The sequence below is a fragment of the Alcaligenes sp. 1735tsa3 genome (assembly GCF_024134565.1).
GTDB lineage: Bacteria > Pseudomonadota > Gammaproteobacteria > Burkholderiales > Burkholderiaceae_B > Alcaligenes > Alcaligenes phenolicus.
In genome coordinates, this window is record NZ_CP099862.1 from 1,749,809 (window position 1) to 1,762,859 (window position 13,051).

The following is a 13,051-nucleotide window of genomic DNA, read 5'->3' on the forward strand; positions in this document are numbered from 1 at the left end:
ATTAAATACCTTGTTTCAGGCTGGCTTGAATAAAGGCATCCAGGTCGCCATCCAGAATCTTCTGGGTATTGGAGCTTTCGTAGTTGGTACGCAAGTCCTTGATGCGGCTTTGGTCCAGCACGTAGGAACGGATCTGGTGACCCCAACCCACATCGCTCTTGGAGTCTTCCAGTTTTTGCTGCTCGGCCATACGGTTGCGCATTTCCAGCTCGTACAGGCGGGACTTCAGCATTTGCATGGCTTCGGCACGGTTACGGTGCTGCGAGCGGTCGTTCTGACACTGCACCACAATGCCGCTGGGCTCGTGCGTAATACGAACGGCCGAGTCGGTTTTGTTAATGTGCTGACCACCGGCACCACTGGCGCGGTAAGTGTCGATACGCAAGTCGGCCGGGTTGATTTCGACTTCAAAGGAGTCGTCGATTTCCGGGTAGACGAACACGCTGGTGAAAGACGTGTGGCGGCCATTGGAGGAGTCAAAGGGACTTTTGCGAACCAGACGGTGCACGCCGGTTTCAGTGCGCAGAAAACCGTAGGCGTAATCGCCTTCAATCTTGATGGAGGCCGATTTGATACCCGCCACGTCGCCGTCAGACTGTTCCAGGATCTCAGCCTTGAAGCCCTTGTGTTCGGCATAACGCACATACATGCGTAGCAGCATGGAGGCCCAGTCCTGGGCTTCGGTACCACCCGCACCGGCCTGAATATCCATAAAGCAATTCAGCGGGTCGGCAGGGTTGGAGAACATGCGGCGGAATTCCAGCTCTTCAATACGGCTGGCCATGGCGGCACAATCTTCTTCGATGGCGGCGATAGTGGCATCGTCATCGTCCATCGCGGCAAGCTCAAACAGGTCCTGCGAATCTTTCAAACCCGTGTGCAAGGCGTCCAGCACATGCACCACGTTTTCCAGACTTTTCTTTTCGCGGCCCAGATCCTGAGCGTGCTGAGGATCGTTCCAGACGTTGGGATCCTCGAGTTCGGCATTGACTACGTGCAAACGATGAGCTTTGTCATCGTAGTCAAAGATACCTCCGTAAGGCATTTTCCCGCTCCGAATAATCGGCAAGGCGGGCTTCCAGTTGATTAAGTCGTTCCGATTCCATGATTCAGCGGCTTTCCTATATTTGATGTGCCACCCACGCCAGCCAGCAAGGCGGCGCGCGGCAAACTTCCGATTTTACCCTTATCGGAGGTCTATGGCACGTATTGGCCGCTCAGGAACTGGACATTGTGCATGTGGCTGTGCGATAGGCGGACACGGATCGGTAAGAAGGCTGCGTGGGGGCGGCGGGCAGGGCGGGAGCATCGGGCCCGGAAAGATCGCTATCCAGACTGAAATGCGCCACCACCTGGGCCAGCAAAGTGGTTTGCTCCAGCTGCTCCTGAGCGGTGTGGGCGCTGTGTTCAAGCAGTTGGCGGTTGGACTGGCCTTGCTGGTCCAGGCGCATCATGACCTGGTTCACGTAGTCGATATGCGTCGCCTGCTCCTGAGAGGCTTGGGCAATATCGGCCACAATGCTGCGCATTTCATTGACCTTGTGTTGTGTGTTGGCCATGACTTGCGCCATACCTCGGGCGGCAGCCGAGCTTTGCTCGGTTTGTTCGACTGAGCTGGAAATCAGGGTGGAAATCTGTTGCAAGGCGTCGGTGGAGCGCAAAGCCAGGTTGCGCACTTCGGCAGCAACAACCGCAAAGCCATGACCATGGACTCCGGCGCGGGCGGCTTCCACCGCTGCATTCAGGGCCAGGATATTGGTCTGGAAGGCAATGTTGCGGATCAGTTTAGTGATCTCGCTCATTTTGTTCGAGCTGTCGGCAATTGCGTCGATGGTATCGAGCAGGCTGTGTACAGCTTGATTACCCCGGGCCACCTGGCTGGAGGTGTCTTGCGCCAGATGATCGGCGGTTTGGGCCTGCTCCGCGTTCTGGCGCACGGTGTCAGCCAGTTGATTCATGGCCTTGACGGTCTGATTCAGTTCGGCGGATTGATCCAGAATTTGCTCGCTCAGGTTTTGACTGCCCAGCACAATCGCATGCGAGCCGTCGCGTATCAGGCTGGTTTGTTCGCGGATCTGATGCACTACGGTTTGTACGCCCTGGCCGATGCCATTGAGTGCTGTAAGCAAGGTCCCGAACTCATCATGGCGACGCACGCTGAGCTGCGCATTGAGCTTGCCCTGGGCCAGTTCCTTGGCCAGATTAGCCCCTTGATCCAGCGGCTGCTTGATGGAGCGATACAAGAGGCGTAGCGCAATGGTGCTGGCCATGAAGAACAGGGCCAGTGCCGCTAATGCCAGACTGAACGCACGGTCGCTGCTACGACCAGCCAGATCCAGGGAACTGTCCAGGCGCTCGCTGAACTGGTGCTCGAACTGATCCAGTGTGTTGGTGATTTGGGCCGAGGCTTGAATGTATTGCTGGCTGAACACCAGCACTTTGGCCATCAAGGCATTGGGCAGGGCGATACGGATAGCGCCGTTGCCATCTTCAAACTGGCCGCTGGCGGTTTGAATGGCTTCGGACTGAACCTGGCTGAGTGCCAGGGTCTGTTCATAAGCAGAGCGCAGCAGGTCCTGTTCAGCCGGTTCCAGCTCCAGATCCCTGAAGCGGTCCAGCATCGCCAGGGCGACGCCGTCCTGATCCGGCTGGACACCGGTAAACACCGCCAGGAGGTGGCGGAAGTTTTCCTGAAATTCGATCTGCTCGCTGGAGACAAACGCGATGGCCTGACGGCTGAGCAATTCGCTGATGCGTTTGAAGTCTTTGCTAAGCGCCGTCGTTTGATGGCGCTGGGCTTCCAGATGCTTGCGCTGTTCGATGCTGCTGCTCAAATGTTGCAGGGCAATCAGCATCAGGATTAGAAACAGGCTCAGAATTGCAAAATAGGCGATGAAGCCAGTTTTGAGCGTCAGTAATTTTTTCAAGGCGACTCCCACAAGATGTGGGGTGCGCCCGAGCGCTGATGGCTCTTGTCGCACCCCTGTCAGGCGCGCCTATCTTTGCATCTAATTGTGACAGGGGTGTGGCGATATGTCTTAACGGCGGTGGGGAGTGCGACGAGGGGCAGAGGTCGGCGCGCCAATACGCTTGGGCAGGTGGCGGAAGATAATGCGACCTTTGCTCAGGTCGTAGGGCGACATTTCCAGGGTGACGCTGTCGCCAGCCAGAATACGGATATGGTGCTTGCGCATTTTACCGCCGGTGTAGGCGATAACGGCGTGACCGTTGTCCAGGGTGACACGAAAGCGCGAGTCAGGCAGGATTTCGGTGACGGAACCTTGCATTTCAAGTAGCTCTTCTTTGGCCATAAATCGGGACTCCTTTAAAAATAATAATTCCCGTCTGGCCTTGCTGGGCGGGACGGGGACGGGCTTGGAAACAAGGCAGACCGACAAACCGGACAAGCGGTGTCTGGAGCCCAGCCTTGCACTAGGCCCATAAAAATCGGGGTGAATCTGTGTCTGTCAGGAATGGTTGGTTCCAGACAGGGTCAGGTGGATCAAATTGAAAACACGCCCGCCGTTCATAGGGGGATCCAGCCGGGGCAGACAAGGTCTGCCTACCTGAAAAACGGGCAAAAACACGAATACTTGCCAGGAACAGAGACCTGCATAACGACGCGCGGGACAGGCCCTTGCGGTTAAAGGTGCTGGTTGTGGTGCCAAGTAATGCACTTGGGGCGCTTGATCGGGTCAAGCTTTATTCCCAAAAGTGGGGGTGTTTCAAGGTCGATTTACCCTGGGTAGCTGCATCTGATGTTGCTAAAGTCAGACGAGCGTGGATGGGATGGGCCAATACAATTCAATCAGCGCCATGACGTGACAATTGTATGATTATAAATAATATTTATGGATTGGTCAAAGATTGACCAGTTCTCATCGTCACAAGCAGGCAGGTAAAGGCGTAGAGGGCAGAGCATGCTTGCCTATATACTAGGCCAATCGTAACGGCGCAGAGTTGACCTGAGGAGGGATCACATGCGCCGTTGCCGTTTTTTAGGACATGCTTGTGAGCACTCAGAAACTGACCCCTGGCACGACGGCTTTACTGGTTTTACCCACGATCTTGTGGGCAAGTAACGCCATTGTGGGGCGCCTGATTCATGATCAGGTTCCGCCCATTACCCTGAATTTCTTCCGTTGGCTGGTAGCTTTCACCATTCTGCTTTTTGTAGGACGGCAAGTGCTGCGACGCGGCAGTAATTTGTGGACCAACTGGAAACGCTACTCGATTCTGGGCTTGTTGGGCATAGGGATCTATAACGCTTTGCAATACCTTGCCCTGCAAAGTTCGTCCCCCATTAACGTGACGCTGGTCAATGCCAGCTTGCCGTTCTGGATGCTGGTGATCGGACGCCTGTTCTTCAAATCCACCGTCAATGGGCGCCAGTTGGTGGGTGGCTTGATGTCCTTGCTGGGTGTGGTGCTGGTGCTGACGCGTGCGGATTGGCAGGAGCTGATGGCCTTCCGTTTTGTGCCGGGTGATGTGTACATGGTGATTGCCACTATCGCCTGGGCGATCTATAGCTGGATGCTCAGTACGCGCCGCCATGAGGGTGCAATCGCAGAAACCTGGGCCACGGTAGTGATGGCACAAGTGTTTTTCGGTTTGATCTGGTCGGGTGCTTTTGCCGCCATGGAGTGGAAGTTCACCGATTGGCATATCGACTGGTCCTGGGGCTTGTTGCTGGCCATTCTGTATGTAGGGACTGGTCCGGCTCTGATCGCCTTGCGATGCTGGGGCGTGGCTGTCCAGCGAGTGGGCGCTGCCACGGCCGGTTTCTTCGTCAATCTGATGCCTGTATTTGCCGCCTTGATGTCTGTTTTTATTCTGGGCGATACCCCCAAGCTTTACCACGGAGCGGCTTTCTTGCTGATCGTAGGCGGGATTTATGTGTCTTCGCGTAAAAGCTGAGGCGTGAGCGGATGTGGGTGTCTTGCGACACTCTGGATGCAAAAAAAGGGACGCCCGGTAGAGCGTCCCTTTTTACTTTGTGGACTTGGGTTTAAGCCCTTGCACCTGGCTGCAGGTGTTTACTTGCCATCACCCATGCGACGGAAAATTGTCGCGACCAAGGGACCGGAAATATTGTGCCAGACGCTGAAGATTGCGCTGGGCACGGCGGCCAATGGCGAAAAGTGGGCGCTGGCCAGGGCAACACCCAGCCCGGAGTTTTGCATACCCACTTCAATAGCCAGCGTCTTGCGCTGTGCTAAAGGCATGCCGCTCAAGCGTGCCAGTACATAGCCCAGGATGTAGCCCAGGGTGTTATGTACAACGACAACCGAGAACACCAACAAGCCACTGGTCGCAATTTTGGGCTGGTTACCCGCGACAACAGCGGCCACGATAGCCACAATGGCCACCACAGATACCAGGGGCAGAGCCGCCACACCGGCTTTGATCTTTTCACCCATCAGGGATTGCACAATAATGCCCAGGGCAATTGGCAGAATTACTACCTGAACAATGGACCAGAACATGGCCGAGGCGCTGACTTCCAGCCATTGGCTGGCCAGGAAGTAAATCAGGGCAGGGGTGACGATAGGAGCCAGCAAGGTGGTGACCGACGTAATGGCAACCGACAGGGCCAGGTCGCCACGGGCCAGAAAAGTCATCACGTTCGACGAGGTGCCACCGGGGCAGCAGCCCACCAGAATCACGCCAATGGCCAATTCGGGTGGCAGGGAAAAGGCGTAGGTCAGAAACCAGGCCAGACCGGGCATGATGATGAATTGTCCCAATACACCAATAGCCACACGGCCAGGGCGTACAAACACCTCTGCGAAGTCCTGGCGCGACAAGGTCAGTCCCATACCGAACATGATGATGCCCAGAAGTGGAACAATATAAGCGCCTAACCAGCGGTAGTGGTCGGGAAAGTAATAGGCCAGTACGGCAAACAGTAGAACCCAGATGGCAAAGGTATTGCCAACAAAACGGCTCAGGCGGGCGATAGCCTGCATGATGAAATATCCTTCAAGGAGCACGGCTGGCCGGTGGGCCGGCGCGATGCGGATTAGTCTGTTACGGGGAGCAGCATGGGTCGGGCCGGGTATAGGGCCGTCCATCGCAGACCTGCTTAAGGGCTGGCGATACGACTTTCCGATGGGGTGGGATAAAGCGCTGGCAACACGGGGCCGTACGGGCAGATCTGGGTAAGGTCAGGAGTACAGGCAGTGGTGAGCGAAACGGACAACATGGCAGGCCATGTTTTTATCCTGGAAGGCCGAGCTCGGGCGTATTGTAGACCCTGGCCGCCATGGTATTTTGATTAGCTGCCTTGCAAATGTGTGTATTAGGAGAGGGTGGGTGAATAGAGCGGGATCACGTCTGGCGGCATACGCCTGTTTGGCCTTGTCCATGTCTTTGGTGGGCAGTTATATCGCCTTGACACGGCCTTTGGTGGCGGCGCTGCCGGTGTTTCTGTTGGCCTGGCTGCGTTTCGGCATTGGCGCGATAGCCATGCTGCGTTGGCTGCGCAAACCGGCGACCGAACCCGCACTGGACCTGCGTACCCGTGGCCTGATTTTTCTGGAATCCTTTTTGGGTAATTTCCTGTTCACGCTGTGCATGGTGACGGGCATCAGCATGACCAGTGCGGTATCTGCAGGCGTCATTTTGTCTGCCATTCCCGGCATGGTGGCTTTGTTCAGTTGGTACTTCCTGAAAGAAAGCATAGGGCCGCGCACCTGGGTGTCACTGGCCCTGGGGATGGGCGGGATTGCCTTATTGGCCTTGGTACAGGCGGATGATCACGGTGTGGGTCAACTGGACCCAGGAAAAATGTGGCTGGGCAATGCGCTGATCTTTTGTGCCGTCCTGTGCGAGTCGGCTTATGCGGTCATAGGCAAGCGCCTGACCGCCGTGCTTAGCCCCAAGCGCATCAGTGCAATCATCAATCTGTGTAGCCTGGCGCTGATTACGCCCCTAGGTTTATACGCCGCCTGGGATTTCGATTTCACGGCACCGGCAGGCTGGATCTGGCCTTTGCTGGTGTTTTATTCCTTGGCTGCAAGTGTCTGGACGGTCTGGCTGTGGATGACGGGAGTGCGTTCCGTACCTGCTTCGCAAGCCGCGGTGTTTATGGTCTTGATGCCCCTGGGCACCGCAGCAGTAGGTGTGCTGGTGCTGGGTGAGAGCTTCACCACCGTGCATGTTTACGCCTTCATTCTGGCTCTGGCAGGCTTGGTGCTGGCGACCTTGCCGACTCGGTCGAAGTCTCAAACGCCTTAAGAAGGTTAGGCGCGGGATGGCCGTATTGGGACTGTATTGGATGCGGCTATTACAGAAGCCATGCGTAGCTGGGATGCCAAGGCTGCTTCTATTCAAAGCTAGTCGTAATTAAAAAAACCGCTGCAAAAGCAGCGGTTCCGGGAAAGGGACACTGGGCGATAGCGATAGTGCTTAATCCTGCCCCTGTGCATATTCAATAATAAATTGCACGCTGACGTTCCCGTTCCATTCGTTCTGATCCAGGCGATAGGCGGCTTCGATATTTTCCGGCAGCAAGGTATCGCGGTTGAACCAGATCGCATCGAAGTATTCGCCGTTGCGCTCCAGGCTCAACTTCAGGTGCTTGTTCTTGAGCAGACGTTGTTGACGTACGAAGAAGTTGTCGCGGAAAACAGGAGCCGGGAAGCCGGCGCCCCAGACTTGTTTTTGCAGCATTCCGGCCACCGTAATATTGATGTGCTCGGGCTCCAGCGAACCGTCGGTTTCAATGACGGGATCAAACTGATAGCGGCCGGTCAGTTCCTGTACGGCTTCTTCAAAGGCCTGCACAAACACATCGTAATTGTCCTCTTCAATCGTCAGGCCGGCGGCCATGGCGTGGCCACCAAACTTCAGAATCAGACCGGGATAGCGTTTGGAGACCAAATCCAGCGCATCGCGCAGGTGTACGTCGGGGATAGAGCGGCCCGAACCTTTGATCTCGCCTTCGTCACCTTGGGCAAACGCCAGGGTAGGGCGCCAGTACTTTTCTTTCAAACGCGAGGCGACCAGGCCGACCACGCCCTGGTGCCATTCGGGGTGGAACACGCAGACAGTGGCGCTGGTGTCCGGTTCGGCCAGTTCGGCTGCGCGCAGGGCCTCTTCGCGCATGGACTGCTCAATCGAGCGGCGATCCTGGTTCATGTCCTCCAGTTCGCGAGCCAAATTAGCGGCCTCGTCTTCGTCATCCGTGATCAGGCAGCGTATGCCCAAGGCCATATCGGCCAATCGACCGGCGGCGTTGATGCGTGGCCCCAGGGCAAAACCCAGATCAAAGGCGCTGGCCTGCCGCGGGTCACGGCCAGCAACCTGGAACAGGGCGCGCAGCCCAGCCTGCATCTGGCCCTTGCGCATGCGCTCCAGCCCTTGGGTGACGATCAGGCGGTTATTGGCATCCAGGCTGACTACGTCGGCCACGGTCCCCAGGGCGACCAGATCGGCCAGTTCGTTCAGGCGTGGGCCTGCATTGGCCTCATATACCCCGCGCTGACGCAGCTCGGCACGCAAAGCCAGCATCAGGTAAAAAATAACGCCCACACCGGCCAGGTTCTTGGAGGGGAACTCACAGCCGGGCTGATTGGGGTTCACAATCGCCAGGGCATCGGGCAACTCATCGCCGGGCAGGTGGTGGTCTGTGACCAGAACTTTCATGCCCGCCATATGAGCGGCTTCCACACCATCAATACTGGCAATGCCGTTATCCACGGTAATCAGCAGATCCGGTTTGCCCGAGGGATGTTGCTCTGCCAGTTCGACCACGGCGGGTGACAGGCCATAGCCGGTTTCAAAGCGGTTCGGAACCAGAAAGTCTACGACTGCGCCCATGCTGCGCAGCGCGCGCAGGCCGACTGCACAGGCGGTAGCGCCGTCACAGTCGTAGTCGGCAATGATCAGCATGCGGTCCCGGCGGGCAATGGCATCGGCCAGCAAGACGGCGGCTTCACGCGCCTGGGTCAGCATATTGGGCGGAATCATGTTGCGCCAGGCCGGATCGATCTGGGCGGCATCGGTCACACCCCGAGAGGCCAGCAGGCGGGCCATTAAATCGTGAATCCCGGCCTGTTTCAGGGCGTGGCTGGCGGCTTCTTGAGCGGGACGGTTTTTCAGGATAGGGGTGACCACCACTGACTCCAGTTAGAGGTTTGTTTGAGCAGGGACAAGGGCCAGATGCGGCGCGAGGCGGGACCGACGTGAGCATAGCGGTCCAGTCCGGTCAGCACCAGTTCTGGCATGGGCCCTGCGGCCAGGGGGGCGAGCACGGTGCGATCCAGCTCGGCCAGTTGTTGCAGCCAAAGCCCCCAGTCTTGTCGTATCAGGCTGTCTTGCAAATCATCAATAATGCGCAACCCGGCAGGCTCGGGGCCTAATTGCTGGCTGGAAGCCCCGCCAAACAGCCACAAGCTGTTCACATTGGGCAGGCCCGCCTGTTCGCGCTCCTGATTGTCCGGCAAGGCAAAGGCCAGCATCTGAAATTCATTGATCAGGCGACGCCAGGGGCGGGTTTGCACATCCTGCGTCCACCAATTATTCAAATTGCTTTGGCTGACCAGTTCTGTGGAGGCTGCTTGCACCGTAAAATCAGCGGGTGGAGTGACACGCCACAACTCCGGGCTGAGGTACTCGAACTGAAAGCCGGTGTCGTCCAGATAAGGGCGAATGGCCTCCAGCAAGGCACGGCTGTAGGACTCGGACAAGGCCAGTTGTTCAGCCGGTATCAGCATGGCGCCCTCACGAGAGGGGGCGATGTGCACCAGCTCTGCCAGCCAGACAGCTTCTTCAGGTGTCACCGAGTGGATTTGTTTCAACTGGCGTAGCCGCAAAGGGGCCAGACCTGCGCTAAGATGCTGGGCTTGGTGCGCCGTAAACCCGTGGGCGTGCAAAAGCCAGGCTTGTGCTGGCGTGCACAGGTCCTCGGACGGGTCACGTACCGACAGCGTGCCTTTGCCCTGAGTCAGTAACTGAACCAGTGAAGGGGCCGTCTGGGGCAAGTGTTTGATGAGTTCGCGCGCGATGGCCGGTTCCGGCAGCGCACCGTTGATTACGATCTGCATGACAGCGATTGTAGTGTTTTCTTTGAGGCGATAGCAGCTCGCATGGGATACGAATTTTGGATTGGAGCGCGGTATGCCGGCCTGGCCAAGGGCCGCAAACGGCGTGGGGGACGAAAAGACCGTTTCGTCTCCTTTATTGCGGGCAGCTCGATGGCGGGGATTGCCCTGGGGGTAGCCGCGCTGATTGTCGTGCTGTCTGTCATGAACGGCTTTCAGACCCAGGTGCGTGATCGCATGCTGTCGGTCTTGCCGCATATTGAACTGATTGTGCGCAATGCCGATCATCAGCAAGTCCTGAATGAATGGAAGTCGCTGGCCCAAAAAGCCCAGACCAATCCGGCGGTGGTGGGCTCGGCCCCCTATGTGGCCGGTCAGGGCATGTTGGTGCGCAGTAATCAATTGATGGGCGTGCAGGTACGTGGCATTGAGCCTGATCAGGAAAGCAAGGTGTCCGAGCTGGCCCAGCAAATGGTCATGGGCCGACTGGAAAATCTGCAGCCAGGCACTTTCGGGATTGTGCTGGGCGAGCAGTTGGCCAATCAATTGCGTGTCAGCACGGGCGATACGATCATGCTGATGGCCCCGCAAGGTTCGATCTCGCCAGCCGGTTTTTCACCGCGCATGCGCCAGTTCACGGTAACGGGCGTGTTTTCCTCCGGCTATTACGAATACGATGCCAGCCTGGCTTTTGTAAACGTGGATGATGCCTCCAAGATTTTCCGCGACAGCGGCAATAGTGGCGTGCGTCTACGTATTAAGGACATGCAGCAGGCTCCCATGGTGGCTCAGGAGTTGGCCAGCAAAATGCCGCGCAACGTGCTGGTGTCGGACTGGACAGCTAATAACCGTACCTGGTTTGCCGCTGTGCAAACCGAAAAACGCATGATGTTTCTGATTCTGGCCTTGATTGTGGCCGTGGCGGCTTTCAACCTGCTGTCTTCCTTGGTGATGGCCGTGAAAGACAAGCAGTCGGATATTGCGATTCTGCGCACTATTGGTGCCACCCCCAGCGAGATTGCCCGTATTTTCCTGGTGCAAGGTGCTTTGATTGGCGTTGTGGGTACCTTGCTGGGCGTCGGTTTGGGTACCTTGATTGCCTACAATATCGACGTGATCGTGCCCTTTATTGAAAACCTGATGGGTCGTAAATTCCTGCCTCAGCAGATTTACTTCATCAGCGAATTGCCTTCCAATCCGCAGGTCTATGACATTGTGCTGATTGCTATCGTCTCGCTGGTTTTGTCCTTCCTGGCCACGCTGTACCCAAGCTGGCGTGCTTCCAAGCTTCAACCTGCACAGGTGCTGCGTCATGACTGATCTTATCGCTCCAACCGTGCTGCGCGCGCGCGATGTCAGCGTCCACTACGAGGAAGGTGGCAACAGCATTCAAGTGCTTTCCGGGGTGAATCTGGAAGTGTGTCGTGGCGAGATGGTGGCTATTATCGGCGCTTCCGGCTCGGGTAAAAGTACCTTGCTGCACGCTTTGGGCCTGCTGGATAAGCCTGATACAGGCAGCATCGAGGTTAACGGCACCCAGACAGAGAGTCTGAATGAAAGCGAACGCAGTCAGCTGCGCAACAAGGTGCTGGGCTTTGTGTACCAGTTCCACCATTTGCTGCCTGAGTTTGATGCGCTGGACAATGTGGCCATGCCCTTGATCGTGCGTCGCATGAAGCGTCCAGAGGCGCGCGAGCAGGCTCAGCAGGTTCTGGAACAAGTGGGCTTGTCCCAGCGCGTGCATCACTATCCGGGTCAGTTGTCCGGGGGCGAGCGTCAGCGAGTGGCCTTGGCGCGTGCTTTGGTCACACGACCTGCCTGCGTGCTGGCGGACGAGCCGACCGGTAATCTGGACCGCTATACCGCTGAAGGTATGTTTGAACTGTTAAGCCGGGTCAATGAAGAGTTCGGCACGGCTTTTGTCATCGTGACTCATGACCAGGCCCTGGCCTCCTTGGCCCATCGTCAGCTGGTCATGGACAAGGGCTATCTGACCCAGGAAATCAGGTCCGAGCGCCGGGTCTAATATCTGGCAGGGGCGTGGGGCTGTCATACCGCGTCCTTCCCTTTGAGGGGCTGAGGTTTGTGGGGAGTCTCGTTATGCTTATCGATACGCATTGTCATCTGGATGCTCCCGAATTTGCTCAAGACCGAGAGCAGGTGATTGAGCGTGCCCGCGTGGCGGGTGTACGTTCGATTGTGGTGCCGTCCGTAGGTGTATTTGACTTTCAAGCTGCCCGTGAGACCGCGATGGCAGCACCCGGGGGCGTGTATGCGCTGGGGATTCACCCCCTGTTTACTCCTGAAGCGGGGGCAGTAGATCTGGAAGCCCTGGAGCAGGAAATCCAGCTGCGTCTGGACGACCCGCGTTTTGTCGCCTTGGGTGAAATCGGTCTGGATTACTTTGTGCCAGAGCTGAAAACCGAAGCGGCCAGCCTTCATCAAGAACGGCTCTACGAGGCCCAATTGGCCATGGCGCAACGCTATGGCTTGCCTGTACTCCTGCATGTGCGTCGCTCTCAAGACCGGGTACTGAAATATCTGCGGCAGTTTCCGGGAGTAGGCGGAATCGCCCATGCTTTTAACGGTAGTGAGCAGCAGGCGCAGATGTTCGTACGCCAAGGCTGTGCGCTGGGCTTTGGCGGTGCCATGACCTTTGGCCGAGCCAAGCAGATTCGCCGTCTGGCGCAGGATATGAGTCTTGATGATATTGTGCTGGAGACCGATGCGCCGGATTTGGCGCCGTCCTGGCTGGTGGAGCCGGGGACTCCCTTGGCATCAGTTCGCAATGAGCCGGCTGAGGTGAAAGGAGTCGCGGAGAGTCTTGCGGAGCTGCGGGGGATGGACGTGGCTGATGTCATTCGCCAGACCGGGGCCACGGCACGACGAGTCTTGCCAAGGCTGGATGCGTTTTTGTCTAGCCAGGGGTATTAGGCTGGGGGCAGGCTTTTTGATGTTGCCAGAACTGCTTTTTCCCTGGGCTTTCACTCCTGGTTTATCTGTCA

Annotated in this window: 11 protein-coding genes; 5 read left to right on the forward strand and 6 right to left on the reverse strand. The window is 57.1% G+C overall.

Annotated elements, in window-relative coordinates; translation table 11 throughout:
- Window position 1: 1 nt before the first annotated feature.
- The 3 genes from prfB to infA all read right to left on the reverse strand — a co-directional run bounded on the left by prfB (window position 2) and on the right by infA (window position 3,311).
- Window positions 2–1,106, reverse strand: a protein-coding gene (prfB, locus tag NIZ92_RS08075) for a peptide chain release factor 2 (protein ID WP_115635138.1) whose coding sequence is annotated in 2 segments (ribosomal slippage) — window positions 2–1,024 and window positions 1,026–1,106 — 1,104 coding nt in all. Because the reading frame shifts where the segments join, the coding sequence is not laid out codon by codon here.
- Between the two features lie 111 nt (window positions 1,107–1,217).
- Window positions 1,218–2,927, reverse strand: a complete 1,710-nt coding sequence (locus NIZ92_RS08080) for a methyl-accepting chemotaxis protein (RefSeq protein WP_254003046.1) — start codon at window positions 2,925–2,927, stop codon at window positions 1,218–1,220.
- Between the two features lie 111 nt (window positions 2,928–3,038).
- A complete protein-coding gene (infA, locus tag NIZ92_RS08085; protein ID WP_009458008.1) occupies window positions 3,039–3,311 on the reverse strand; it encodes a translation initiation factor IF-1 in 273 nt (90 codons plus the stop codon).
- 694 nt (window positions 3,312–4,005) lie between these two features.
- On the opposite strand from infA, the gene NIZ92_RS08090 reads away from it, so the two are divergent.
- The gene (locus NIZ92_RS08090; RefSeq protein WP_035268110.1) at window positions 4,006–4,917 is read left to right on the forward strand and encodes a DMT family transporter; all 912 of its coding nucleotides are present in this window, start codon (window positions 4,006–4,008) and stop codon (window positions 4,915–4,917) included.
- Between the two features lie 119 nt (window positions 4,918–5,036).
- On the opposite strand, the gene NIZ92_RS08095 is transcribed toward NIZ92_RS08090, so the two are convergent.
- Entirely contained in the window at window positions 5,037–5,969 is a 933-nt protein-coding gene (locus NIZ92_RS08095) for a bile acid:sodium symporter family protein (RefSeq protein ID WP_035268109.1), read from the reverse strand.
- Window positions 5,970–6,315: 346 nt separating this feature from the next.
- Between NIZ92_RS08095 and NIZ92_RS08100 the strand changes: the two genes are divergently transcribed.
- Window positions 6,316–7,239, forward strand: a complete 924-nt coding sequence (locus NIZ92_RS08100) for a DMT family transporter (protein ID WP_083053731.1) — start codon at window positions 6,316–6,318, stop codon at window positions 7,237–7,239.
- Between the two features lie 171 nt (window positions 7,240–7,410).
- Here the strand turns inward: NIZ92_RS08100 and recJ are convergent, their stop codons facing one another.
- Window positions 7,411–9,120, reverse strand: coding sequence for a single-stranded-DNA-specific exonuclease RecJ (recJ, locus tag NIZ92_RS08105; protein WP_035268099.1), 1,710 nt, complete (start codon window positions 9,118–9,120; stop codon window positions 7,411–7,413).
- Window positions 9,102–10,049, reverse strand: coding sequence for a hypothetical protein (locus tag NIZ92_RS08110; protein WP_254003047.1), 948 nt, complete (start codon window positions 10,047–10,049; stop codon window positions 9,102–9,104). The genes recJ and NIZ92_RS08110 overlap by 19 nt, the downstream gene beginning before the upstream one ends.
- Window positions 10,050–10,091: 42 nt before the next feature.
- On the opposite strand from NIZ92_RS08110, the gene NIZ92_RS08115 reads away from it, so the two are divergent.
- From NIZ92_RS08115 to NIZ92_RS08125, 3 genes are all read left to right on the forward strand, one after another.
- Entirely contained in the window at window positions 10,092–11,366 is a 1,275-nt protein-coding gene (locus NIZ92_RS08115) for a lipoprotein-releasing ABC transporter permease subunit (protein WP_009457991.1), read from the forward strand.
- Window positions 11,359–12,072 carry an ABC transporter ATP-binding protein gene (locus tag NIZ92_RS08120; RefSeq protein ID WP_009457989.1) on the forward strand — a complete coding sequence of 238 codons (714 nt, stop codon included), beginning with the start codon at window positions 11,359–11,361 and terminating at the stop codon, window positions 12,070–12,072. The genes NIZ92_RS08115 and NIZ92_RS08120 overlap by 8 nt, the downstream gene beginning before the upstream one ends.
- Before the next feature lie 74 nt (window positions 12,073–12,146).
- Complete coding sequence (locus NIZ92_RS08125) at window positions 12,147–12,980, forward strand: TatD family hydrolase (RefSeq protein ID WP_254003048.1); 834 nt, start codon at window positions 12,147–12,149, stop codon at window positions 12,978–12,980.
- Window positions 12,981–13,051: the final 71 nt, after the last annotated feature.

Bases quoted from the DNA above. Each gene is read 5' to 3' on its own strand.
- infA (WP_009458008.1), bottom strand. From the start codon at position 3,311: ATGGCCAAAGAAGAGCTACTTGAAATGCAAGGTTCCGTCACCGAAATC.
- NIZ92_RS08090 (WP_035268110.1), top strand. From the start codon at position 4,006: ATGCTTGTGAGCACTCAGAAACTGACCCCTGGCACGACGGCTTTACTG.
- NIZ92_RS08095 (WP_035268109.1), bottom strand. From the start codon at position 5,969: ATGCAGGCTATCGCCCGCCTGAGCCGTTTTGTTGGCAATACCTTTGCC.
- NIZ92_RS08110 (WP_254003047.1), bottom strand. From the start codon at position 10,049: ATGCAGATCGTAATCAACGGTGCGCTGCCGGAACCGGCCATCGCGCGC.
- NIZ92_RS08115 (WP_009457991.1), top strand. From the start codon at position 10,092: ATGGGATACGAATTTTGGATTGGAGCGCGGTATGCCGGCCTGGCCAAG.
- NIZ92_RS08120 (WP_009457989.1), top strand. From the start codon at position 11,359: ATGACTGATCTTATCGCTCCAACCGTGCTGCGCGCGCGCGATGTCAGC.
- NIZ92_RS08125 (WP_254003048.1), top strand. From the start codon at position 12,147: ATGCTTATCGATACGCATTGTCATCTGGATGCTCCCGAATTTGCTCAA.